Origin of the sequence: Kitasatospora sp. NPDC087315, from assembly GCF_044744345.1 — a bacterium.
Lineage (GTDB): Bacteria > Actinomycetota > Actinomycetes > Streptomycetales > Streptomycetaceae > Kitasatospora.
Genome location: NZ_JBIUYD010000014.1, coordinates 1 through 21,746 on the forward strand (window position 1 = coordinate 1; position 21,746 = coordinate 21,746).

At 74.7% G+C, this 21,746-nt stretch carries 18 protein-coding genes; 9 read left to right on the forward strand and 9 right to left on the reverse strand.

What is annotated here, in order from left to right; genetic code table 11:
* Positions 1 to 322 precede the first annotated feature (322 nt).
* Positions 323 to 1,330, forward strand: a complete 1,008-nt coding sequence (locus ACIO5D_RS20785; RefSeq protein ID WP_363613743.1) for a hypothetical protein — start codon at positions 323 to 325, stop codon at positions 1,328 to 1,330.
* Positions 1,331 to 1,409: 79 nt separating this feature from the next.
* Here ACIO5D_RS20785 and ACIO5D_RS20790 read toward each other — a convergent pair whose 3' ends face one another.
* Genes ACIO5D_RS20790 through ACIO5D_RS20800 form a run of 3 tightly spaced genes read right to left on the reverse strand, consistent with a single transcriptional unit; the run spans position 1,410 to position 2,756 of the window.
* Complete coding sequence (locus ACIO5D_RS20790) at positions 1,410 to 1,841, reverse strand: DUF5360 family protein (protein ID WP_363613741.1); 432 nt, start codon at positions 1,839 to 1,841, stop codon at positions 1,410 to 1,412.
* Positions 1,842 to 1,862: 21 nt separating this feature from the next.
* Positions 1,863 to 2,195 carry a multidrug efflux SMR transporter gene (locus tag ACIO5D_RS20795; RefSeq protein WP_363613739.1) on the reverse strand — a complete coding sequence of 111 codons (333 nt, stop codon included), beginning with the start codon at positions 2,193 to 2,195 and terminating at the stop codon, positions 1,863 to 1,865.
* A 30-nt stretch (positions 2,196 to 2,225) separates the two neighbouring features.
* Positions 2,226 to 2,756: a TetR/AcrR family transcriptional regulator gene (locus ACIO5D_RS20800; protein ID WP_363613737.1), complete on the reverse strand. Its 531-nt coding sequence runs from the start codon at positions 2,754 to 2,756 to the stop codon at positions 2,226 to 2,228.
* Positions 2,757 to 3,360: 604 nt separating this feature from the next.
* On the opposite strand from ACIO5D_RS20800, the gene ACIO5D_RS20805 reads away from it, so the two are divergent.
* The 6 genes from ACIO5D_RS20805 to ACIO5D_RS20830 all read left to right on the forward strand — a co-directional run bounded on the left by ACIO5D_RS20805 (position 3,361) and on the right by ACIO5D_RS20830 (position 10,938).
* Entirely contained in the window at positions 3,361 to 4,599 is a 1,239-nt protein-coding gene (locus ACIO5D_RS20805) for an aminotransferase class I/II-fold pyridoxal phosphate-dependent enzyme (protein WP_363613735.1), read from the forward strand.
* Positions 4,596 to 5,135 carry a hypothetical protein gene (locus tag ACIO5D_RS20810; RefSeq protein ID WP_400654129.1) on the forward strand — a complete coding sequence of 180 codons (540 nt, stop codon included), beginning with the start codon at positions 4,596 to 4,598 and terminating at the stop codon, positions 5,133 to 5,135. The genes ACIO5D_RS20805 and ACIO5D_RS20810 overlap by 4 nt, the downstream gene beginning before the upstream one ends.
* On the forward strand, positions 5,132 to 6,070 hold the full coding sequence (locus ACIO5D_RS20815) for a class I SAM-dependent methyltransferase (protein WP_400761008.1): 939 nt from the start codon (positions 5,132 to 5,134) through the stop codon (positions 6,068 to 6,070). Before ACIO5D_RS20810 ends, ACIO5D_RS20815 begins: the two co-directional genes overlap by 4 nt.
* Positions 6,067 to 8,610: an MMPL family transporter gene (locus tag ACIO5D_RS20820; RefSeq protein ID WP_400796908.1), complete on the forward strand. Its 2,544-nt coding sequence runs from the start codon at positions 6,067 to 6,069 to the stop codon at positions 8,608 to 8,610. The genes ACIO5D_RS20815 and ACIO5D_RS20820 overlap by 4 nt, the downstream gene beginning before the upstream one ends.
* The gene (locus tag ACIO5D_RS20825) at positions 8,607 to 9,356 is read left to right on the forward strand and encodes a CPBP family intramembrane glutamic endopeptidase (protein WP_363613727.1); all 750 of its coding nucleotides are present in this window, start codon (positions 8,607 to 8,609) and stop codon (positions 9,354 to 9,356) included. The genes ACIO5D_RS20820 and ACIO5D_RS20825 overlap by 4 nt, the downstream gene beginning before the upstream one ends.
* A gap of 232 nt (positions 9,357 to 9,588) precedes the next feature.
* Positions 9,589 to 10,938 carry a peptidoglycan-binding protein gene (locus ACIO5D_RS20830; RefSeq protein ID WP_400796911.1) on the forward strand — a complete coding sequence of 450 codons (1,350 nt, stop codon included), beginning with the start codon at positions 9,589 to 9,591 and terminating at the stop codon, positions 10,936 to 10,938.
* 114 nt (positions 10,939 to 11,052) lie between these two features.
* Here ACIO5D_RS20830 and ACIO5D_RS20835 read toward each other — a convergent pair whose 3' ends face one another.
* A complete protein-coding gene (locus tag ACIO5D_RS20835; protein ID WP_363613723.1) occupies positions 11,053 to 11,805 on the reverse strand; it encodes a TrmH family RNA methyltransferase in 753 nt (250 codons plus the stop codon).
* Between the two features lie 5 nt (positions 11,806 to 11,810).
* Positions 11,811 to 12,458, reverse strand: a complete 648-nt coding sequence (locus ACIO5D_RS20840) for a helix-turn-helix domain-containing protein (RefSeq protein WP_363613721.1) — start codon at positions 12,456 to 12,458, stop codon at positions 11,811 to 11,813.
* Between the two features lie 100 nt (positions 12,459 to 12,558).
* Here ACIO5D_RS20840 and ACIO5D_RS20845 point away from each other — a divergent pair, with 100 nt between their 5' ends.
* Positions 12,559 to 13,245, forward strand: a complete 687-nt coding sequence (locus ACIO5D_RS20845) for a hypothetical protein (protein ID WP_363613719.1) — start codon at positions 12,559 to 12,561, stop codon at positions 13,243 to 13,245.
* Between the two features lie 9 nt (positions 13,246 to 13,254).
* Here the strand turns inward: ACIO5D_RS20845 and ACIO5D_RS20850 are convergent, their stop codons facing one another.
* The 4 genes from ACIO5D_RS20850 to ACIO5D_RS20865 all read right to left on the reverse strand — a co-directional run bounded on the left by ACIO5D_RS20850 (position 13,255) and on the right by ACIO5D_RS20865 (position 18,659).
* Complete coding sequence (locus ACIO5D_RS20850) at positions 13,255 to 15,393, reverse strand: FUSC family protein (protein ID WP_400796915.1); 2,139 nt, start codon at positions 15,391 to 15,393, stop codon at positions 13,255 to 13,257.
* A 10-nt stretch (positions 15,394 to 15,403) separates the two neighbouring features.
* Positions 15,404 to 16,663 (reverse strand): HTTM domain-containing protein, encoded by a 1,260-nt coding sequence (locus ACIO5D_RS20855; RefSeq protein WP_400796918.1) that lies wholly within the window; start codon positions 16,661 to 16,663, stop codon positions 15,404 to 15,406.
* Entirely contained in the window at positions 16,660 to 17,319 is a 660-nt protein-coding gene (locus ACIO5D_RS20860) for a DUF5819 family protein (protein ID WP_363613715.1), read from the reverse strand. Before ACIO5D_RS20860 ends, ACIO5D_RS20855 begins: the two co-directional genes overlap by 4 nt.
* Positions 17,320 to 17,456: 137 nt before the next feature.
* Positions 17,457 to 18,659 carry a rhodanese-like domain-containing protein gene (locus ACIO5D_RS20865; protein ID WP_363613713.1) on the reverse strand — a complete coding sequence of 401 codons (1,203 nt, stop codon included), beginning with the start codon at positions 18,657 to 18,659 and terminating at the stop codon, positions 17,457 to 17,459.
* A 276-nt stretch (positions 18,660 to 18,935) separates the two neighbouring features.
* Between ACIO5D_RS20865 and ACIO5D_RS20870 the strand changes: the two genes are divergently transcribed.
* A complete protein-coding gene (locus ACIO5D_RS20870; RefSeq protein ID WP_400796921.1) occupies positions 18,936 to 21,740 on the forward strand; it encodes a SpoIIE family protein phosphatase in 2,805 nt (934 codons plus the stop codon).
* Positions 21,741 to 21,746 lie beyond the last annotated feature (6 nt).

Genomic DNA, 21,746 nt, shown 5'->3' on the forward strand with positions numbered 1-21,746 from the left:
CACCAACCCTTCCCCGGCCACCGAGTACGCCACGCACACCCCCTGTTTGTTGAGCGCCGCCGCCGCCCCCCCCCCCCCCCCCCCACCCCCCCCCCCCCCCGGGGGGGGGGGGCCCCCCCGCCCCCCCCCGCCGATGTGTTTCCGCACCGTTTCAAGATCGATAACCCTGCGGTCCACCTGCCGTGACCACTGTCATACGTCCGGCTGATGACGTAGCCTCTCGACCGTGCATAGGGTTCCCCACAGCTCGGTGAAGCCGCTGACGGCGCGCTCCGGCGCCGGAGCGCTCCCGCCGAACTCGCTTGGTGGGGAAGGTAACCGTATGGGCTCACAGCACCCCGGGGACGCGGCACGACTCAAACCGGCCGGACGGCGTCCCGACCCGTCCACGCCCGCGGCGGCACCGCCCGGCCCGGGCGGCAGCGGTCGGCCCGCCCCCGCCGGGGGCTTCGCCGACACCCTGCATCTGGCGATCGAGGCCAGCGGCCTCAGTCTGGACCGGATCAGGGCGGCGCTGGCCCAACGCGGTGTCAGGGTCAGTGTCACCACGCTGAGTTACTGGCGGCGCGGCCGCAGCCAGCCCGAACGGGCCAGCTCACTGCGCGCCGTCCATCTGCTGGAGGAGCTGCTCGGTCTGCCGCACAGCACCCTCTCCGCGCTGCTCGGCCCGCCCCGGCCACGCGGCCGCTGGGCCGCCGCGGCCACCATCTGCCAGCTGCGACTGGAGGACGTCTGGCCGGGCGAGCAGCAGATCGCGGACGTCTTCGCCGAGCTCGACGCCCCGCCGGTCGGCGAGTTGGAGCGGCTGAGCATCCACGACGCGTACTACGTCGACGCCGAGCGGCGCGCCAACCTGCTGCGGCTGCGCCAGGTGGTCCGCGCCACCGTCGGTGGGGTGGCCCGCTGTCTCGTCGTGCACAAGGCGGACGAGGGTGCCACCGGCTGCCCCGAGATCACCTCGGTCCGGCACGGCCGGCTCGGCCGGGTCCGCCGCCGCCCGGAGGCCGGCCTGGTGGTCGGCGAGCTGATGCTGGACCGCCCGCTCGGGCTCGGCGACAGCACGGTGTTCGAGTACGAGGTGGAGATCCCGCCCGGCGGGCCGACCATGGAGTACAGCCGCCGCTTCGCGGCCCCGGTGCGCGAGTACGTCCTCCAGGTCCACTTCGACCCGGCGGCGGTCCCGGTCCACTGCGAGCGCTACGACCGCGCCCCGGGCGAGGACGTCGACCGCCACCGCGAGCAGCTCTGGATCGGCGCCTCGGCCAGCGCCCATGTCCTCGCCCCGGACCAGCAGCCCGGCCACATCGGCATCCGCTGGGAGTGGGAGTAGCCCCGCCGTCGGCACCGCGCCACCACTGCCACCACCACCGCCCCGGCCGCCACCGCCCCGTCGCGGCCGGGCCCCGCCGCTACCGCCCGGCCGCAGCCGTCCGCCGCACGAGGTGCACCATCCCGGGCACCGGGAACAGCAGCAGGAACAGGTTCGGCAGCCACCACGCGAGCGAGTAGTCCCCCCGCAACGCCCAGAACGCCACCGCCTGGAGCCCCGCCGTGCTGGTCAGCGCGAGCGAGACCAGCATCAGCGGCTGCGCACGCCCCGCGAGGCCGCGCCGGCCGAGCCGCAGCGCGGTCAGCCCGGTGACGCTGGCCAGCACGTCCAGCAGGACGAACGAGTAGTTCCAGTCGCTGAGCACCGGATTGTCGTAGTCCTTGTACGCGTACTCGGCCGGGATCAGCGCCAGCAGCGTGGCCGCCCAGTACACCAGGAAGCCGACGTCGGTGACCATCATCGACGCCTTGGTGAACCGCAGGACCCGGCTGCGGACGGGCAGGTCGCTCATGCTGTCTCCTCGGTCATCCGGTCACTCGTGGCTCATCCCTCCGCCGAGGTACAGCACGGCGACCCCCGCGACGACCAGCGCGGCCCCGGCCACCGAGGCCGGTTTGACCGGCTCGCCGAACGCCACCACCCCGCCGACCAGCGCCCCGACCGTGCCGAGCCCCGACCAGACGGCGTAGACCGGGCCCACGTTCAGCGACTTGAGCGCCTGGGCGAGCAGGACGAAGGCGATCACATAGCCGATCCCCACGACCACACTGGGCAGCACCTTGGTCAGTCCGTGCGAGGCCCGCAGGGCCAGTGTCGCGGTCACCTCGGCCACGATGGCCGCGCCGACCAGCAGATAGGCGGTCATGTCCAGTCCCCCGTCGTCGATTCAGGTCAACTAGGTTCTGTCATTGATGAGTTCGACCAGCAGAGCGCGCAACTGCCGGTGCAGGCCGTCGTGCGGTGGGCTGAGGTCGAGCAGGCGGGCCGACCACCAGCCGTCGACCGCCATCCGGACGAGCGTGGCCACCGCCGGGTCCAGCCCGTCCTCGGTGAGCCGCCGCTGCCAGCGCTCGTACCGGGCGCGCAGAAGGTCGAGCACCTCGGGGCCGCCGGCCGCCGCCAGCAGGGCCACCGGCACCTGGTCGGCACCGCTGGTGTCCCCGGCCGGGGACTCCGCGGGGATGGTCGCGTCCAGCCAGGCGAGCGCGTACGCGCCGGGAGCCGCGCCGGGCCCCGGCAGAACGGCCTCGAACCGGTCGGCCAGCCGCTCGACCACCCCTCGGACGAGGGCCCGCTTGCTGGGGAAGTGATGGAGCAGCCCGCCCTTGCTGACGCCGGCCTCGACGGCCACCGCGTCCAGGCGCACCGCGTCGACGCCTCCCCGCACCAGCAGCCGCTCGACGGCGTCGAGCAGTTGATCACGCACCGGTCGTACCTCTCTCCGCGTTACAGACCGTCCAGACGGTCGGCCTCAGCCTAGCAGAGCCCCACAACCCGGCCGGAAAAGCAACACCACCTCCCGGCAAGGGTGTTGACAGTCCGGAATGGGACATGCTTACGTTTCCTCGGCCAAACCGACGGGATATTGCGAGCCAGCGGGCCGGCCACCTCAGGATGCATATGCACGATGATCGAAGAAGCGGCGCCGGGTAATTCCTACCGCGCCAGGGGGAACGCTGTTCGACATCCACGGGGGATCATGCAGGACATGAGGATCGGACGATGTCCGCGCAGGCCGGAACCGGCCCCGCGCACTCACTGACACGCCGTCAAGAACGCACCAGAGCTTGGCGTTCACGCCGCGTCAACCGCCATGCCGGCCCATCGACCAGATCCGGCCGCGCCTTCGTCCCCGGCCGGGCGAGCCGCGCAACGGCGCGCTGCCGCACCCCCGGCCGACGTCCCGCACGACCCACCCCGCCCGGTCGGTCCGTTCACGGTCAAGCGGGCGGCCATTTCGTGCAATGCGCGAACAAAATCGCGCGGCCCGATGCGCCGAATTCACCGATCATTGAATTTGAGGGAATCTGGTGGACATTTTCTCCAAGGTATCCGGCTACACCGCGGCCCGCGACGCCATGGCCGCCGGCATCTACCCCTACTTCCTTCCGCTCACCGGCCACGAGGGCACCACGGTCACCCTGGGTGACCGCGAGCTGGTGATGTGCGGCTCCAACAACTACCTCGGCCTGACCGCGGACCCCCGGGTCCGGAAGGCCGCCGTCGACGCGCTCGACCGGTACGGCCCCTCCTGCACCGGATCCCGCTTCCTCAACGGGAACCTCGCACTGCACGATCAACTGGAGGGCGAGCTGGCCGAGTTCTACGGCAAGCCGGCCGCCGCCGTCCTCTCCACCGGCTACCAGGCCAACCTCGGCACGATCAGCGCCCTGGCCGGCCGGGGCGACGTGGTGTTCGCCGACCGCGACGCGCACGCCTCCATCGTCGACGGCTGCGTGCTCAGCGGCGCCAAGCACCGCCGCTTCCGGCACAACGACGCCCGCTCCCTGGACCGTGCCCTGGCGGCCGTCCCCGAGTCGGCCGGAAAGCTGGTCGTGGTCGACGGCGTCTACTCCATGGAGGGCGACCTCTGCGCCCTGCCCGAGATCGTCGAGGTCTGCCGGCGCCGCGGCGCCCGCCTGATCGTCGACGACGCGCACGGCCTCGGCGTGCTCGACCAGGGCCGGGGCACCTGCTCGTACTTCGGCCTCACCGACCAGGTCGACCTGATCACGGTGACCTTCAGCAAGTCGCTGGCCTCGCTCGGCGGCGCCGTCCTCGGCGACGAGGACGTCATCCACTACCTCAAGCACCACGCCCGCAGCCTGATCTTCAGCGCCTCCGCCACCCCGGCCAGCGCGGCGGCCGCGCTGACCGCGCTGCGCATCCTGCGCGACGAACCCTGGCGGGCCGAACGCGCCCAGCAGAACGCCGACTACATCCGGGCCGGTCTGGCCGCGCTCGGCATCAGCCCGGGTGAGAGCAGCACCCCGGTGATCCCGCTACGGACCAGAGGCATCATCGAGACCCTGCTGCTGTGGCGGCGGCTGATCGACAACGGCGTCTACACCAACCCGGTGGTGCCGCCCGCCGCCTCGCCCCGGCTGCGGCTGAGCCTGATGGCCACCCACACCACCGAACACCTGGACAAGGTGCTGGACGCGCTGAGCGCCGAGTCCGCCATGTTCCTGCGCGACGACGAGCCCGACGCCACCGACGAGTTGGCCGGTCTGGCCGAACTCGCCCAGTCGGCCGCCGGCCGGCCGTGAAACCCGCCCCCGGCCCCGCGACGGTCGCGGTGCTGGCCGCCGGGTCGGCGGGCGCCGTCCTCGGCGCGGGGCTGTCCCCGGCCGGCGGCCGCCCGCCCGACTGGCCGTGGTGCGCGGCCGCGGCGGCCGGGGCCGCGCTCGCCCTGGCGGCCGTCCTGCTGCGCGGCCGCTCCGCCACCGGTCTCCTCGGAGGGCCGCCCCACCGGCCCTCCGCCGCCGGGCTGCTGCTGCTCGGCGGCGCTCTCCCGGCCTCAGTCACCGCGGGCAGCACCGTCCTCGCCGCCGTGGTCACCACCGTCGCGGCACTCACCGCCGCGACGGCGCTCGGCCCGCACCGCACCACCGCTCCCCGGGCACCCGCCCTCGCCGGGACGGCCGCCGCCCTGGTCGCCGGAACCGCCGCGGCAGCGGCGGCCCCCTCGGCGTCCGCGGCCGTCCTCGGCACCCTGGCCGGCGTGGCCGGCCTGCTGCTCGTCGCCGCCGCGGCACCGGCCGCGGAGACCGAACCCGACCATCCACCAAGGAGCCAGCCATGAGTCGCCTCGGACTCGCCGCCCGTGCCCTGCGTCTGACCCTGAGCCGCACCCACGCGGACCCGACCCCCGACTACGATGCCGCGAGTCCCAGCTACGACACCTACTTCAGCCCGGTGATGGGCGTGCACTCGATCGCCGCACTCGACCACGTGACCATCCGCCCGGGCGACGACATCATCGAACTCGCCTGCGGCACCGGCCATCTGACCCACGAGATCGTCCGCCGGCTGGAGGGGCGCGGCTCGGTGCACGCGGTGGACAAGTCCCCGGGCATGCTCTCGGTCGCCCGGGCCAAGGTGCTGCCCGCGGCGCTGCGCTCGCCCGGCCTCGAAGTCTCCCTGGAGGAGGGGGACATGGAGGAGTTCCTGCGGAACCGGCCGACCTCCGGCGCGGACCTCGTCGTGGTCGGCTGGGCGATCTGCTACAGCAAGCCGGTGAAGCTGCTGGAACAGATCAGGCGGGTGCTGCGGCCCGGCGGCCGGGTGGTGGTGATCGAGACCCGCGGCGACGCGCTCAAGACCCTGATCGACCAGCTGGAGAAGGTGTTCGCCGCCGACCCGTCCCTGCTCACCGGCCTGGTCCGGGTCAACCTGCCCAAGGACGCCGCCACCGTCGCCCGCTGGTTCGCCAAGGCCGGACTCACCGTCGACGTGCGGCGCGACGGCCACCAGGTGCTGCCCGCCGACACCCCCGAGGCGGCCCTGGAGTGGGTGCAGCGCTCCGGCGCCGCGGCCGGTTTCAAGGACGCCGTCGACCACCACCGCGAGCAGCACGCGCTGGACCTCATCCGGGCCGGACTGGCCGAACACGTCGCCAGGCACGGCTCGTTGGAGCTTCGGCACACCTTCGTGGTGGTCACCGGCAGCAGCCCGGCCGCCGCCACCACCGGCACCGGCCCGGGCGGGCGACACCGCGAGGGAGTCGGCACCGCATGACCGCGACCGTCACACCCGCCGCACCGGAGACCACCCCGGGCGCGATGCGCAACCGTCTGCTGCGTCTCGCCCGGGTGCTCACCGCCCGCCCGAAGACCGTGCTCATCGCCTGGGCCGTACTCATCGCGGTCTGCTTCCCGTTCGCCTCGCAGCTGAACGACGTCCTGACCAAACAGGGCGCCTCCAAGGTGGTGCCCGGCACCAGCAGCGCCCGCGCCGACCAACTGGTCGAGCGGTCCTTCCCGGACCGCTCGCAGCGCGAGTCGATCGTCGCGATCGGGGCCCCGGACGTCCGCGGCGCCCAACTCCGCGCCCTGCTGGCCGGACTGGACGGCCGGATCGCCGAGAAGGTGCGCACCGGCGAGGTGCGCCAGTCCAGCTCGGCGTACACCCTGTACCGGGACTCCACCACCGCGTACCTGCGGCAGCTGCGCACCCAGGTGGACCAGCAGCTCGCCGCCGCCCGTGCCGACACCTCCCCCGAGGCCCGCCGTCAGGCGGTGGACGCCCTGGTGTCGGTGGGTCAGGTACCGGCCGCCCTGGCCGGGCCGGCCCGCCAGGCGGTGACCGCCGACGACTCCGCGCTGCCCGGTCTCGCGGCCGGCTTCGCGGCCACCGCCGACTGGCACGCCTTTCCGGTGCCGGTGCCCGCCGACGCCGTCGACCGCCTCCTCGCCAAGGACGGCACCGCGGCGCTGGTCTCGGTCAGCTTCGCCAAGCAGGCCGGCCACGACCCCGATGTGGACTGGCTGCGCGCCGCCGTCGCCGACGCGCTGCGCACCGCCGGCGCGGGCCCGGACGTCAACGCCCATGTCACCGGCGAACTCGCCCTGATCAAGGACACCTACAAGAAGGCGGAGGACGACAACGCGCTGATGGAGACGGTCGCCTACGCGATCATCTTCGTGGTGCTGCTGCTGTTCTTCCGCGCCGTGGTGCCCGCCGTCCTGACGGTCGCCGCGATCGGGCTGGCGACGACCGTCAGCCAGGCCGCGCTGTTCGCCCTCGGCCATCAGGTGACGCTCACTCAGTTCACCATCACCATCATGAACTTCGTGATGCTGGGCGCGGGCGTCGACTACAGCATGCTGCTCTCCTCGCGCTACCGGCAGGAGCGGCTGGCCGGGCGGCCGCCCAAGGAGGCCGCGGTGCACGCCACCGCGCACGCGGGCGAGTCGATGCTGCTCGCCGCCGCCGCGGTGGTCCTCGCCTTCGGCGCCACCCTGCTCTCGCCGGTGGACTGGATCCCGCCGCTCGGCTACGGCGGGCTGATCGGCATCCCGATCGTGCTGCTGGCCGCGCTCACCCTGACCCCGGCGCTGCTGACGCTGCTCGGCGACCGCTTCTTCGCGCTGGGCCTACGGCCGCTGAGCGACCTGGAGCACGGCAGCGCCCTCGGCCGGCACCTGGCCAGGGCCGCCGACCTGGCCCGCCGCCGCAAGGTGGCGATCGTGCTGGTCTTCGCCGCCGTCACGGTGCCGTTCGCGGTGGCCACCGCCCAGCACCGGTCGACCGCCGACCCGGTGGCACTCAGCCCGGCCACCGACTCCCGGACCGGCTTCGAACTGGTCGCCCGGACGTGGGGCGACGCGACCGTGCTGCCCACACTGGTGGTGGCCCGGCCGGCCCCGGGGGTGGTCGACCCGGCGGAGCACCGGCTCACCGACACCGGCCGCACCGCCGTCACGGCGCTCACCGACAGGCTCGCCGCCGTCCCCGGCGTGGCCAGGGTCTCCGCGGTGACCAGGCCGTTCGGCACCCCGCTGGCCGCCGACCAGGTCGACGCCCTGGGCGCGGAGCTGCGGCGGGACTACCTGGCCGACGACGGCGCCCTGCGGATCGTGGTCGAGCTCGCCGACCCGCCGTACTCCGGGGCCGCGGCGCGGGCCGTGGACCGCGTCCAGGACGTCACCGCCGCGGCGAAGGACGTCGGAACACTGGAGGTCGGCGGCGCCACCCAGGTCGACCGCCAGTACGGCAACGCGCTCGACTCCAGTTTCTGGCAGATGATCGGGCTGGTCTCGGTCGGCGTCTTCGTGATGCTGGTGATCGCCCTGCGGTCGCTGCTGATCCCGGTCCGGCTGATCCTCACGATCATGATGAGCAACGTCTGGGCGATCGGCATCACCGTGCTGATCTTCCACTTCTGGCTCGACAAGGCGATCATCGACGACCTGCCGATCTTCCTCACCGTGCTGATGATGGGTCTCGGGATGGACTACGAGATCTTCCTGGTCACCCGCGTCCGCGACCTGGTCCGCGGCGGTGCGGACCAGGAGAGCGCCACCATCGGCGCGGTGGTCGACACCGGCCGGGTGATCAACGCGGCCGGCCTGGTGATGGCCGGCAGCCTCGGCACCATGGCGCTCTCCTCCACGGTGATGCTCCAGGAGTACGGTGCCGGGCTCGGCCTCGCCGTCCTGCTGGACGCCACGCTGATCCGGATGCTCTTCGTCCCGGCCACCCTGCTGCTGTTCCGCCGCTTCAACTGGTGGCTGCCGACCCTGCGCCGGGCCCGTGCGGAGGTGAGCCCGCGATGACCGCGGACCGTCCGGTGACGGCGTCCGGCTCCCCCGTGCCCGCCGTCACCGGGCGGGCCCGCACCGTCCACCGCCTGCGCGCCCACCACCGCGCCGCGCCGCCGGCCTCCGCCGCCCTGCTGTTCGCGGTGCTGGCCGGGGCGCGGATCGCCGGGGCGTTCGCGCTCCCGCTGATGGTGCTCTCGGTGGGCCTGAGCGCCCTGGTGCCGGCCGTCCTCGACCGCGCGGACCGGGTGGCGGCGGGCCTGCGCCGGTTCCGGTTCCGGCCCGCCGCGGCCGGGACCGGCCTGGTGGTCCTCGCCTACGCCGACACGGTGTTCGCCACCCGGGCCGCCTTCGGCCGGGGCGACGGCAACTGGACGGCCCTGGTGCCCGGGCTGTTCCGGCAGATGGCACCGGGCGCGCCGGTGGTCGCGGGCGTCGCCATGGTGGTCTGCATGGGCGTCCTGGTCCCGCTGGTCGAGGAGGTCTGCTACCGGGGTGTGCTCTACCACGCGGTGGAGCACGCCCGCGGTCCGGCCGCGGCGATCGCCGCCACCTCGGCCGCCTGGGCCCTGGTGCACCTCGGCGACTACGGCCTCCACCCGTTCGACACCCGGGTGATCTGCGGGGTGCTGCCGTCGGTCTTCACCATGGGCCTCGCCCTCGGCATCTGCCGGGCCTGGACGGGTTCGGCCCTGGCCGGCGCCGTCGCCCAGGGCACCGCCAACCTCCTGCTGCTCGGCTGGGTCCTCTGGGCCCTCTGAGGGCGGGTCACGACCCCGGCCTCCCCTCCGGGCGCCCGGCCCCGACACGCCCTAACACCTCCCGTCCACCCGCGCCAGAGCCGCCCCGCCGAACGGCCGTCACCCGCCCGGCTCAACCCACCTCGCCGAACACTCGTCCGCTTTGGGACTTTAGTCCCGATAACACGCGGTATCAGCCTGGGAAGGTCAGTCCTGTCACGCCGTCAGGGCCTGACCAGGAAAGAGGCGGAGAATGACCCGTACCGACCAACTGACCCCGTTGCTGGAGTTCGACGACGTCGAACCCGACGAGGACTGCATATGCGGGGGCTGCAGCGCCCGCCGTCGCGCCCGGCGGCACGCCGCCCCGGTGCACGAGGGCGGGCACGCCGCGGCCCGCAGCGTCCGTCGTCGCGCCGCCGTACTGATGGCCGCGGTCGGCACCGCCCTCGGCGGCGGCGCGGCCGGAGCCACCGGCGCGGCCGCCGCACCGGCCCCCACCCCCACCCCGGGCGGCAGCAGCACCGCCCAGCCGCCGCAGACCCCGCAGGGCGAGGTCAGCGGCCTGTACGGGCAGGCCCCCGGCGCCCGCGCCTTCGCCGCCCCGCGGGCCACCACGCAGCCGGTCACCCGGGCGCAGATCATCGAGCGGGCACAGAGCTGGGTCAACCAGAAGGTCCCGTACAGCATGAGCCGCTACTGGTCGGACGGCTACCGCCAGGACTGCTCCGGCTTCGTCTCGATGGCCTGGGGCCTGGGCAGCAGCCAGACCACCTGGACCCTGCCCAACGTCGCCGAGCGGATCACCAAGGCGGACCTCCAGCCCGGCGACATCCTCGTCTACAACAACCCGGCCAACCCGCAGGCCGGTTCGCACGTCACCATCTTCGGCGGCTGGACGGACTCCTCCCGGACCCGTTACCTGGCCTACGAGCAGACCTCCCCCAGCACCCTCAAGCGGGACACCCCGTACGCGTACTGGAACAACTCCGCCTCGTACGTCCCCTACCGCTACAAGGGGCTCGCCACCGGCGGCAACGGCAACGACGGCTCCTCCTCGACCGCCTTCCCCGGCGCCGGCGCGTTCGGCCCGGGCGCCAACAACGCGTCCGTCACCAGGCTCGGGCAGCTGCTGGTGCAGCGCGGCGGCGGGAAGTTCTACAGCGAGGGCCCCGGCCCGCGCTGGGGCGAGGCCGACCGGAAGGCCACCGAGGCGTTCCAGCTCGCCCAGGGCTGGCGGGGCAGCGAGGCGGACGGCATCCCGGGCAAGGACACCTGGGACTACCTGGTCAACCAGAAGGGCCGCGACATCGACGGCGGTTCCCCGATCCCGCCACCGCCGCCGGTCAACCCCGGGACGGGGGCGACCGCCTTCCCCGGCCGGGACAAGTTCACCCCCGGCGCCAGCAACGACTACGTCCGGCAGCTCGGCGAGCAGCTGGTGCGCAAGGGGTTCGGCCGCTACTACACCCAGGGGCCCGGCCCGCGCTGGACGGAGAGCGACCGGCGCAACATCCAGGCCTTCCAGGAGGCCCAGGGCTGGCGCGGCAGCGAGGCCGACGGCTACCCGGGCCCGGACACCTGGCGCCGCCTCTTCTCCTGACCACCGATCACTGATCACTGATCACTGATCGCCGACCCCGTTCGCCCCCACCCCAGGACCGCCCCCCGCCGCCCGTCCGCGCGGCGGGGGGCGGTCGCGCTCAGGCGGTCGTGCTCAGGCAGGCCGGCGGGACATCCAGTGGAAGAGCCCCATCGCCACACTGGTCGCCAGGTTGAAGCTGGACACCCCGGGCCGCATCGGCACCGCGACCAGCCGGTCCGCCCGCGCCTTCAGCTCCTCCGAGACCCCGTGCCGCTCGGTGCCGAAGGCCAGCAGCGCGTCGTCCGGGAACGTCACCGCCCGGATGTCATCGCCCTCCGGGTCCAGCACGTACAGCGGCCCGGCGGGCAGCTCAGGCAGCGTCAGCCGCTCGACGGCGGTGGCGAAGTGCAGGCCCGCGCTGCCCCGGACGACGGTGGGGTGCCAGGGGTCCAGGTCGCCGGTGGTCACCACGCCGGCGGCCCCGAAGCCGGCCGCCAGCCGGATCACCGCGCCGACGTTGCCCAGGTTGCGCGGGTTCTCCAGCAGCACGACGGGCGCCTGCCGGGGGTGCCGGGCGAGCGCCGCCAGGTTGGCCCCGGCGGTCGGCCGGGTGGCCAGCGAGATCACCCCGGTCGGGTGCGGCCGGGGCACCAGCGTCCGCAGCGCCGGCTCCGGCAGCTCCACCGCCAGCGCGTCCAGCGCGGGCACCACGTCCCCGGCCAACTCGGCCGCGAGCGCCAGCAGCCCGGCGCGGTCGGCGGTCAGCACCTGCCGGACGTCCCCACCGAAGCGCAACGCGTGCTTCAGCGCGTGGAATCCGTCCAGCAGCACCGTCTCCGGCGCCTGCGCGCCCGCCCGCCAGGCCCGCACCAGCTCGTCGTTCATGGCGCTCACTCTGCCACCCCGGCCGCGCCGGGCTCACCGGGCCGTCCGGCGGCCGCGATCACCTGGTCGAAGCCGAGCGGCGCGCCGAGCGGACCGGCGCCGTCCGCGCACAGCCCGGCCAGGGCGAGGTCCAGGTGCCGGTGGACCAGCGTGCCGTCGGCGTCCAGCACGGCCAGACCGCCCGGCAGCGGGCGGGAGACCCGGACGCAGAGCAGCACCAGGTCGCCCATCCCGACGTCCGCACGCAGCTGCCCGGCGTCCTGGGCGGCCCGCAGCAGGCCCTCCACCGCCTCGACGGCCGCGCCGCGCACGGCGACCAGCTCCTCGTCCACCACCAGCCGCTCCAGCAGGACCACGATCGCCGCGCCCATCCGCAGGTCGGCGGCGGCGTGCGCGAAGCGGCGCAGCGCGAGGTACGGGTCGGGCTCCGCCCGCCGGGCCTCCTCGGCGGCCCCGGCGAGCCGGGCCAGCAGGTCGGTGACCAGCGCCCGGACCAGCGCCTCGCGGTCGGGGAAGCGCCGGTAGAGGGTGCCGGGTCCGACCCCGGCCCGACGGACGACCGCGTCCAGCGGGGCGTCCGGGCCGCGTTCCAGGAAGACCTCGCAGGCGGCGTCCAGGATCCTGCGCCGGCTTCGTTCCGCGTCCGCCCTCATCACCACTCCCTAAGCGGAGAAAATCTCTCCCCCTATGCTACCGTCAGGGAACCGGAGAAAAACTCTCCGCATAGTCGGGCAGCCATCGAGGAGCGACGCCATGACGACCACGGCCACCGGCACGACCACCACCCCCCTCACCCTCCGCACCGACATCGACGGCACCCGGCACACCCGGGACGCCGTCCTCGCCTGGGAGCTGGACCGGGCCCGCGCCGCCCTGCGGCTGCTCAAGCAGCGGCTCGGCGACGACCGGACCCGTGAACTCCTCGCCCCCGACCTGGCGTCCGCCGACACCGCGATGGCCGGCTGGCTGCACGCCTCCGACGGCCGGTGGCGCACCGCCGTCACCGAGCTGACCGCCACCGGCATCGACGCCCGGCGCTTCCTCACCTGGTGGCAGGGCCGGCTGCACGCCCCCGACCGGGCCGCGCTGCTCGCCGCCAACCCCGAGCACTACCTGGCCGACTCCACCGGCGAGCGGGTGGAGATCATCGAGACCATCGGCGCCGGACCGCTCCGCTTCTTCCTCCGCTTCCACGACGGCGTCCCGATCGCCGGCCCGGGCCACCAGGACTACCCCGTACGGATCGGCGGCACCGGCACCCTGGCCGACGGCTCCGAGGTGCTGCGCGTCATGCACGAGTTCGCCGACTCCCCGGACGGCCTGCGGATCCGGCTCACCATCGAGTTCCCGGAGGCCGCCCCGGAGAGCGTCGCGGTGGGCCACCAGTGGCACTTCGCCTGCGAGTTCGCCAACTGGCTGGAAGCGGCGGCGGCCTCCTGAGGCTTCGTCCTACCGCGCGTCCTCCCGCGCGCGCTGTGCGGTGGCCGTGCCGCCCCCGCGCAGCGCGCGTTCCAGGTCCTTCAGCGCCTGGAGCAGCAGCCGGGTGCTGGCCCGGACGACGTCCCGCTGCACGCTGGGCGGCGCGTCCGCCAGCCGTTCCTCCAGTGCCGCCTGCGCCCCGCGCACCGCGCCGAAGTCCACCGGCCGGCCGGTGAGCAGCGCGGCCGCCGCCAGCGCGGTGGCCAGCCGCAGCTCCTCGGCGAACGCGGCGGTGCCGGGCACCGGGTCGGCGTCGGCGGCGGGCAGATGGGCCTCCAGCAGGACGGCGACCCGCCCGAGGTGGCCGACCGCGGCCCGGGCCCGGTCGAGCTGGCGGCGGCTCACCCCGGGCAGCCCGGAGGCGTGCCGCCCCGGCTCGGCGTCGGCCCGCTGCATCGCCTGGAGCAGCTCGGAGCGGGCCTCCCTGGAGTCCAGCAGCGCCGAGCGGACCTCCCGTCCGCGCGGCGCGCCCGGGTTCTCGTAGGCGGCGAGGACGGCCGCCGTGTACCGCCCGGCGGCGGCCAGCCACTCGGCCAGCCGCTCGCCGAGCCGGGCGGTCTGCCAGGTGGGGAAGAGCGCGTAGGTGAACAGCGCGACCGAGCCGCCGAGCAGGGTGAGCCCGACCCGTTCGACGGCGGTGGTCAGCGGGTTCCCGGCCTGGAGGCCGAGCAGGAAGACCACGTACGAGGAGACGCAGGCCGTCATCAGCGCGTAGCCGGTGCGCAGCGTGAGGTACGCGCCGCCGATGCAGACCACCGCCAGCGCGGCCAGCGCCCATGGCCCGGGGTGGGCGAACTGCACCACCAGTGTGGAGACCGCGACCCCGGCCATCGTCCCGGCCAGCCGGGCCACGCCCCGGCTGTAGGTCTGCGCGAAGTCCGGCCGCATCACCATGGCGGCGGTCATCGGCGCCCAGTAGCCGTGCCCGAAGCCGGCCAGCCGGGCGAGCAGATAGGCGGCGGTGACCACCCCGGTGAGCCGTACGGCGTGCTGGAAGACCGCCGAGCGCGGCTGGAGCTGACGGCGCACCGCCCGGGCGGCGACCGGCAGCATCCGGGAGAGCGGCGGCTTGTGCAGCGCCCCGCCGGCCCCGACCACGGGGGTGCTGATGGTGTCCTCGTCGCCGCGCTCCAGGGCGTCGGCGGCCTTGCGCAGCAGCCCGGCCAGCCGGCGGGCGGCCCGCCGGGCGGCGCCCTGCAGTTGCGGGCCCTCGACCGGGGTGGCCAGGGTGAGCGCGGGCGCCGAGCGGGGCAGTCGCAGTGGATCGCCGGTGCGGACGGCCCGGGCGAGGGCGTCCATCGTCTCGGCGGCGGCGGCCAGCACGGCCCGGGCCCGGTCGCGTTCCGGCCCCTCCTCGGGGGCGCCGACCTTGGGGTCGGCGATCGCGGCCAGGGTGGGCCGGATGCGTTCGGCGATGCCGCGCAGGCCGCGCAGCTCGGCCGGCCGGTGGCGTTCCTGCCAGGGCGTCAGCGCGGCGGCGCGGCGGGCCGTCATGAACGGTGCCGGGTCGACGTTCGCGGTCGGGTCATGGCGCAGCCGGCGGGCGTAGTCGGCGAGTTCGGCGTAGGTGTCGGCGAGCGCCGCGCGCTGGGCGGTCCAGCTGCCGATCGGCCAGAGCGTGATGACGATCGCCTGGGCGGCACCGCCGAGCGCGCAGACGAGCCCGTGGCCGAGCGCGGCCGGCGCGCTGACCGGGAGCTGGACCACGATCAGCATCACCGAGAGGGTGTTGGCGGCGACCACCCCGGCGGTCGGCCCGATCGACCAGGCCAGGCCCGCCCCGAAGGCCCAGACGGCGAGCAGCGCCGGGAAGAGGCCGGGGACGCCGGCGGCCAGGTAGCCGAGGAAGGTGCTGGTGCCGAGCCCGATCCCGGCCGCGACGGCGAGCGTGGGCCGGGGGCGGAAGCTGCGCTGGAAGGTGGCCGTCCCGGCGATGAAGGCGCCCATCGCGGCCGAGGTGGCGAGCTGCGGCCCGCCCAGCGCCAGGGTCGGGAAGAGCACCAGCGCGACGGCGACGGCCCCGCGTACCGCCCGTTTGGGGTCGGTGAGCGCCCGGTCCAGGGTCAGTCCGGTCCGCGCGGTGTCTCGCAGGGCGGCGAACCAGGACATAACGGTCAGCTTAGGGGAGTGGCGCCCTCCGGGCGGGGATGCGCAGAGCCCCGAGCCGGTTCCCGGTCCAGCGCAGCGCCGTCGTCGGCAGGAAGACCGCGTCCGCCGCGATCATCGCCAGCGAGAACACCGGCAGCCCGAGCAGCACCGCGATCCCCAGGTGCTCGGCCATCATCACCGCCAGCAGCGTGTTCTTGACCCGTCGGCTGACCAGCGTGAACGGGAACGCCACCTGCGTGATCACCGTCCCGTACGAGATCAGGAAGACCGGCAGCAGCGCCGAGCCGACCAGTGTGGAGAGCCACGGCCAGGGCGTGAAGTAGTCCAGGTGCAGCGGGTAGTAGAGCGCGGTGCCGTCCTGCCAGCGCGAGCCCTGCACCTTGTACCAGCCGGCCGTGGCGTAGATCAGCACCACCTCGGCGGCGATCACCAGCATCGCGCAGTTGTGCACCATGGTCGCCAGCGCGTCCAGCACGGCCCGCGCCTCGCCGTCCGGCCGCAGCCGTCCGAGCAGCCACCAGATCCCGGCCACCGCCCAGAGGCCCCAGAACACCGGTGTCCAGCCCAGGTACGGGAAGGTGGCGTCCGTCCAGGTCAGGCTCGTGCCGGAGAAGTCCCCGAGGCAGCAGACCAGCAGCACCGCGCCGAGCACCGCCCAGAGCAGCACCCCCGTCCGGCCGGGCGCCGGCCGCCGGGCGTCCAGCGACCAGACCTCGGCGCAGCGGGTGAAGACCAGGTAGACCGCCATCAGATGGACGACGTTGTCACCGCCGTCGCCGAGGAACACGTTGCGGTTCTGCAGCGACAGCACGGTGACCATGAAGAGCACGGTGCTCGCCCTGGTCCGCCAGCCGACCAGCACCGCGACGGCGGCCAGCACCGCCAGGTGGTACACCAGCTCGAACCAGAGCCGCCCGCCGAACCAGGGCAGCACCGTCATCGCACCGTTGTCGGCGATCAGCCGCCCGGCCAGGTCCAGCGACCAGGGCGACAGGTCGCCGTACAGCAGCCGCCGGTTGGGCCACTCCCGCAGCAGGTACGCCAGCCAGACCAGACTGAAGCCGATCCGCACCACCGCCGCTTGGTAGGGGCCGAGCACCCGCCCGGTGAACGCCGCCCAGGCCCGGGCGACCGCCTCCCCGACGCCGGGGAGCGCGGGTGCGGGGGCCCGCTCCCGACCGGGCTCCGGCCCGGGCTGGCGCGGGATCCCGTAGAGCAGCCGCTGGTCCTGTGTCTGCGCCTGCCCCCGCTCCGGCGACACCTCGTTCACCCGAGCCCCCGGTAGTCCTCGTCGTTCACCGGCCACCACGGCAGCTCCCGGACCTTCGGCGCGGGCGGCGGGCTCTCCCCGCTCCAGCCGGGCGGCGGCACGGTGGCCGTCGTCACCCTGAACTCGATCGCCAGGATCCGCTCGCCGTCGACGGTCCGGCCGATCCGCTGCAGCGCGATCCGCTTGAGGTACTGCTCGGCGAGCTTGCCCCGCGGGTTGGTCAGCGAGTCGTCCTGGGAGCTGTGCGAACCCTCGTAGAAGTCCCAGGCCCGGCGCAGCAGGTTCTGGTCGGCGTGGCTGGGGGCCGGGTTGTGGCGGATCGCGTCGATGTCCCGGGCGGTCAGCCCGGTCCAGTCGTGGGTGCGGGTGGCGCCGTCGGCCACGACGGTGCGCACCCGGGCGTCCAGGCTGACGTTCTGCTGGAGCGGGTTGGGCGCGAAGAGCTTCCAGTTCTGCTCGAACTCCGGGTACACCACGCCGTCCACCTCGTCCCGGTACTCCCGGGAGAGCGAGTTGGCGGGCGCGACGTGCAGGAACACCGCCCCGAGGAAGAGTCCGGTACCCGTGAGCAGCACCACGGCGCCCAGGCCGAGGACGGCGCGGGCGGGCACCGACCAGACCCGGCGAACGGGCTGCGGGTCCGTGCTGTCCGCCATGGGCTCCCCCCCGTGGACGTGCGCCGCCGGTCCCGTTCCGGCTCGGTCGCGCGCCCATCCTGCCCTATCGGCCGGCCCGGCGGAGCGGGTCCCGCACGGGCCGCGGGCGCTTCCGCGCCGCGTCTGCCGGGCGCGGCCTAGAGGACGAAGGCGTCCCGGCCGTCGCTGCCGACCATCGGACGGCCCGCACCCTCCCAGGCGTACATGCCGCCGTCCACGTTGACCGCGTCCCGGCCCTGCTGCACCAGGTACTGCACGACCTGCGCGGAGCGGCCGCCGACCCGGCAGAGCACGTACAGCTTCCCGTCCGGCAGCTCGCCGAGCCGGGCGATCACCTGGCCCATCGGGATGTGCAGCGCGCCGTCCACGTGGCCCGCGTCCCACTCGTCCTGCTCGCGGACGTCCAGCAGGGCGGCGTCGGCGGGCACGGAGGCGGCGTCGGTGGTGGGGATCTGCGCGAACATCGTCTGGTTCTCCTGGGGGTCGGTCCGGTCCGTGCCATTGTCGCCCACCGGCGGCACGCCACCGCCCTGCGGGGCGGCCCCGGTGGCGGGGTCCCGGCCGCCGAGCAGCCGTTCCAGTTCGGCCTGCTGGGCGGCGGCCTTGGCGAGCAGTTGCTCGGCGAGCTCCTCCAGCAGCCGGTCCGGGTCCTGCGGGGCCAGCGCGAGCAGCTGGCCCATCGCGGTGTGCTCCAGCCGGACCTGCTCGGTGGCCGTCTCGGCGATCTTGGCGTTGAGCCACTCCAGCCGGCGGCGCAGCCAGCCGAGCCGGTCGGGGGAGTCCAGGGCGGGCGCGGCCTCGGGAGCGGTGGACCACTCGGCGGCGAGCCCCTCCAGCACGGCGGTGTCGCCGTACGCGTAGGCCTCGTTGACCCGTACCAGGAAGGCGGCCCGGCGCTGCTGCTCGGCCGGGTCGGTGGTCAGGTCCGGGTGCGCGCGGCGGACCAGCTCGCGGTAGATCCGCTGGGCGTCGCGGCCGGGCCTGACCTTGGCCGGCGCGGCCGGCGGCGGGGCCGCCTCCTGCTCCTGGACGCTGTCGAACAGCGCGTCCAGGTCCGGCAGTTCGTCCACCCGCTGACGGGCCTCGGCGGCCCGTCGCAGGTCCTCGGGCTGTCCGGTACGGGCGGCCACCGCCTCGGCGACCAGCGCGTCCAGCTCGTCCAGCCGGGCGTAGAGCGGGCCGAGGAGCTGATGGTGGATCAGTGCGAAGTTGTCGATCTCGACCCGCAGCGTCTGCATGTCGACGTCCATGCTGAGCCAGGCGAGTTCGGCGGCGGCGACCCGCTCCTCCAGTTCCTGCTGCTCCGGGTCCGTCCAGCGGGCGGGGCTCTGCGCGGTCACTTCTCGCCTCTGTCTCGTCCGGCCGTCTGGTCCTGCGTACCCGCGCCGCGAGGCGGCCCGGCCTGCCAGCCTACCCCCGCGCGCGACGCATCGGCCGGGTGCCCGGGGAGCGCGTACCGGCGCGCACCATGCGACACGCAACCGATACTGATGAATCTCCCCGTTTCGCTATCGAGCCCAGCCCTGTCCGTGCTTCGCTGGTATCCGCACAGCGTGCCTCCTCCAGAAAGACGGCCGACGCCAGGCGTCACGGCCAGGCGGGAGCAGACCGAATCCATGGTGGACGAGCCCAACTCCACACCGCTCACGACGGGCGCCGAGGCAGCGCCGAACGCCGGAGCCGCACCGGGTGACCAGCCGTCAGGCGTGGCCGCCCTGGTCCGGCTCGCCCTCGTCCTGGTCGACCGGGAGGGCCGGATCGCCCAGTGGAGCAGGGGCGCCGAGGAGCTGTTCGGCCACCGGGCCGAGGTCACCCACGGCCGCCCCGCCACCGGCCTGCTGCCCGCCGCCGAGCCGCGCAGCGTCCCCGGTCCGGCCGCCTCCCCCGCCGTCCGCCGCCGCCGCGACGCGCTGGACACCCTGGCCGAGCTGACCGCCGGCGGCCACCCCTGGGCCGGGCGGATGCCCGTGATCGACCGCGAGGAACACCTGCGCGACGTGCTCTGGTGGGCCTACCCGCTGCGCGGCCCGGCCGCCGCCCTGCTGGCCCTGGCCGCCGACGCCCAGCCGCTGCGCTCGGCCGGCCCCCGGCTGGCCCTCGGCGAACGCCTGCTGCCCTTCGCCCCCACCCCCGCCGCCCGGGGCGGCTTCCACCGGCTCTCCGCCGCTCTGGCCCCGCCCGGGCGCCCGGTACCCGAGCCGCTCGCCCGGCTGCTGCCCGGCGCGGCCGCCTCCGGCCCCCGGGCGGCGCTGCTCGACGCGCTGGCCCTGGCCGGGCTGCCCGCCCTGCGGCTGGACGCGGCCACCGTGCTCCCCGTGCTGCCGGCCGATCCACCGTCCGGCACCGCGCACGCGGCCGCCGGGATCGGCCGCCGCTACCCCACCGCCCAGCAGCGCGCCGCCCGGCTCGGCCACCCGGCCCAGCCCGAGCCGTCCGCCGCCGGGCGCCGCCCGGCGGGCCCGCTGCCCGGCCAGCGCGAGACCGCCGCCCGGCCCGCCGGTGCCGCGAGCGGTCCACCGGCCGGCGGTACGCCCGTCCCGGCCCCCGGCAGAGGAGGCCCCGCCATCGAGCAGACCAGCGTCGAACAGATCACCGCCGAGCAGGTCATCGCCGAGCAGGCCGCCGTCGAGTCCGCCGCCAACGGCCACCAGGCCCGGCGGCCCGACCCCGTCCTGCCCGCACCCGCCGTCCCCGTCGGCGGCGGCACGCCCCCGCCCGGCCGGCTGAGCCCGTTCCTCACCAACGGGCAGGCCGGCGAGCAGCTGGCCCTGCTCAACGAGGTCGGCGGCAAGGTCGGCACGACCCTGGACCTCGGCTTCACCGCGCACGAGCTCTGCCAGGTGCTCGTCCCCCGGGTCGCCGACTTCGCCTGCGTGGACCTGGTGGACGGCCTGATCTCCGACTCCGAGCTGCCCGAGGCCCGCCCGGACGACGACACCATGCTCCGCCGGGTCGCCCTGGTCCGCAACGAGTCCGCCGGCGAGTGGGACCACGTCCTCGCCGAGGGCGCGCTGGTCCGGATGCCCCGCCACACCCCGCCCGGCATGGCCCTCCAGCTGAACCAGCCCGTCCTGGTGCCGGTGATCACCCGGGACGTCGCGGTCGACTACGCCGCCGCGCTCGGCGGCGTCCGGCTGGCCTCGGTGGTCTCCGGCCGCTCGATGCTGGTGGTGCCGCTCTCCGCCCGGGGCACCGTGCTCGGCATCCTCAAGCTGCTCCGGCTGCCCGACCGCGCCCCCTTCGACGAGAGCGACGCCGCCACCCTCAAGGAACTGGCCGTCCGCGCCGCGCTCTCGCTGGACAACGCCCGGCTGCACCGCGCCGAGTCCAAGGTCGCCACCACCCTGCAGCGCTCGATGATCCCGACCCGCCCGCCGAAGATCCCCGGCGTGCAGATCGCCCACCGCTACCTGCCGGGCGATCCCAAGGCCGAGGTCGGCGGTGACTGGTTCGACGCGATCCAGCTGCCCGGCAGCCGGGTCGCCCTGGTGGTCGGCGACGTGATGGGCCACGGTCTGCACTCGGCCGCCGCGATGGGCCGCTTCCGCACCGCGATGCAGACCCTCGCCGCCCTCGACCTCCCGCCCGGCCAGCTGCTGCGCCATCTCGACAACCTGGCCCACAAGCTCGGCGACGACCACCTCGCCACCTGCCTGTACGCGGTCTACGACCCGATCAACCGGACCTGTGAGCTGGCCAGCGCCGGCCACGTCCCGCCGGTACTGGTGCACCCGGACGGCAGCGGCGAGCTGCTGGAGATCCCGGCCGGCGCGCCGATCGGCGTCGGCGGAGTGCCGTTCGTCGCCAAGACCATCGACGTCAGCGACGGCTCGATGCTGGTGCTCTGCACCGACGGCCTGGTCGAGGTCAGGGGCGGTGACATAGGAGCGGGCCTGGCGGCGCTCTGCGGCAACCTGATCGACCCGCGGCAGAGCCCCGAGCAGGCCTGCGACGTGGTGCTGAAGCGCCTGCACTCGGACGACCGCAAGGACGACGTCGCCCTTCTCGTGGCCCGCTTCGACGGGGTCGCCCCGACCGAGGTCGCCACCTGGGACCTCACCGTGGACCACCGCGAGGTCGGCCGGGCCCGGGCACTGGTCCGTGCCCGGCTGGCCGCCTGGCACCTGGAGGCGCTCTCGGACACCACCGAGCTGCTGGTCAGCGAACTGGTGACGAACGCCGTCCGGGTCGCCCGGGACCGCGTCCAGCTCCAGCTGATCCGGGTGGACAAGCTGCTGGTCGAGGTGAGCGACGACAACCACAACCTGCCGTCGCTGGAGCCCGCCGAGCAGCTCGGCGAGACCGGCCGCGGCCTCACCCTGGTCACCAAGCTCGCCGAAAGCTGGGGCACCGCCCGCAAGGCGGTCGGCAAGGTGGTCTGGTTCGAGCTGCCCCTGCCGCCCCGGCCGCCCACCGCCTGACGGCCG

Bases quoted from the DNA above. Each gene is read 5' to 3' on its own strand.
- ACIO5D_RS20785 (WP_363613743.1), top strand. From the start codon at position 323: ATGGGCTCACAGCACCCCGGGGACGCGGCACGACTCAAACCGGCCGGA.
- ACIO5D_RS20790 (WP_363613741.1), bottom strand. From the start codon at position 1,841: ATGAGCGACCTGCCCGTCCGCAGCCGGGTCCTGCGGTTCACCAAGGCG.
- ACIO5D_RS20795 (WP_363613739.1), bottom strand. From the start codon at position 2,195: ATGACCGCCTATCTGCTGGTCGGCGCGGCCATCGTGGCCGAGGTGACC.
- ACIO5D_RS20815 (WP_400761008.1), top strand. From the start codon at position 5,132: ATGAGTCGCCTCGGACTCGCCGCCCGTGCCCTGCGTCTGACCCTGAGC.
- ACIO5D_RS20820 (WP_400796908.1), top strand. From the start codon at position 6,067: ATGACCGCGACCGTCACACCCGCCGCACCGGAGACCACCCCGGGCGCG.
- ACIO5D_RS20825 (WP_363613727.1), top strand. From the start codon at position 8,607: ATGACCGCGGACCGTCCGGTGACGGCGTCCGGCTCCCCCGTGCCCGCC.
- ACIO5D_RS20830 (WP_400796911.1), top strand. From the start codon at position 9,589: ATGACCCGTACCGACCAACTGACCCCGTTGCTGGAGTTCGACGACGTC.
- ACIO5D_RS20835 (WP_363613723.1), bottom strand. From the start codon at position 11,805: ATGAACGACGAGCTGGTGCGGGCCTGGCGGGCGGGCGCGCAGGCGCCG.
- ACIO5D_RS20840 (WP_363613721.1), bottom strand. From the start codon at position 12,458: ATGAGGGCGGACGCGGAACGAAGCCGGCGCAGGATCCTGGACGCCGCC.
- ACIO5D_RS20845 (WP_363613719.1), top strand. From the start codon at position 12,559: ATGACGACCACGGCCACCGGCACGACCACCACCCCCCTCACCCTCCGC.
- ACIO5D_RS20850 (WP_400796915.1), bottom strand. From the start codon at position 15,393: ATGTCCTGGTTCGCCGCCCTGCGAGACACCGCGCGGACCGGACTGACC.
- ACIO5D_RS20860 (WP_363613715.1), bottom strand. From the start codon at position 17,319: ATGGCGGACAGCACGGACCCGCAGCCCGTTCGCCGGGTCTGGTCGGTG.
- ACIO5D_RS20870 (WP_400796921.1), top strand. From the start codon at position 18,936: ATGGTGGACGAGCCCAACTCCACACCGCTCACGACGGGCGCCGAGGCA.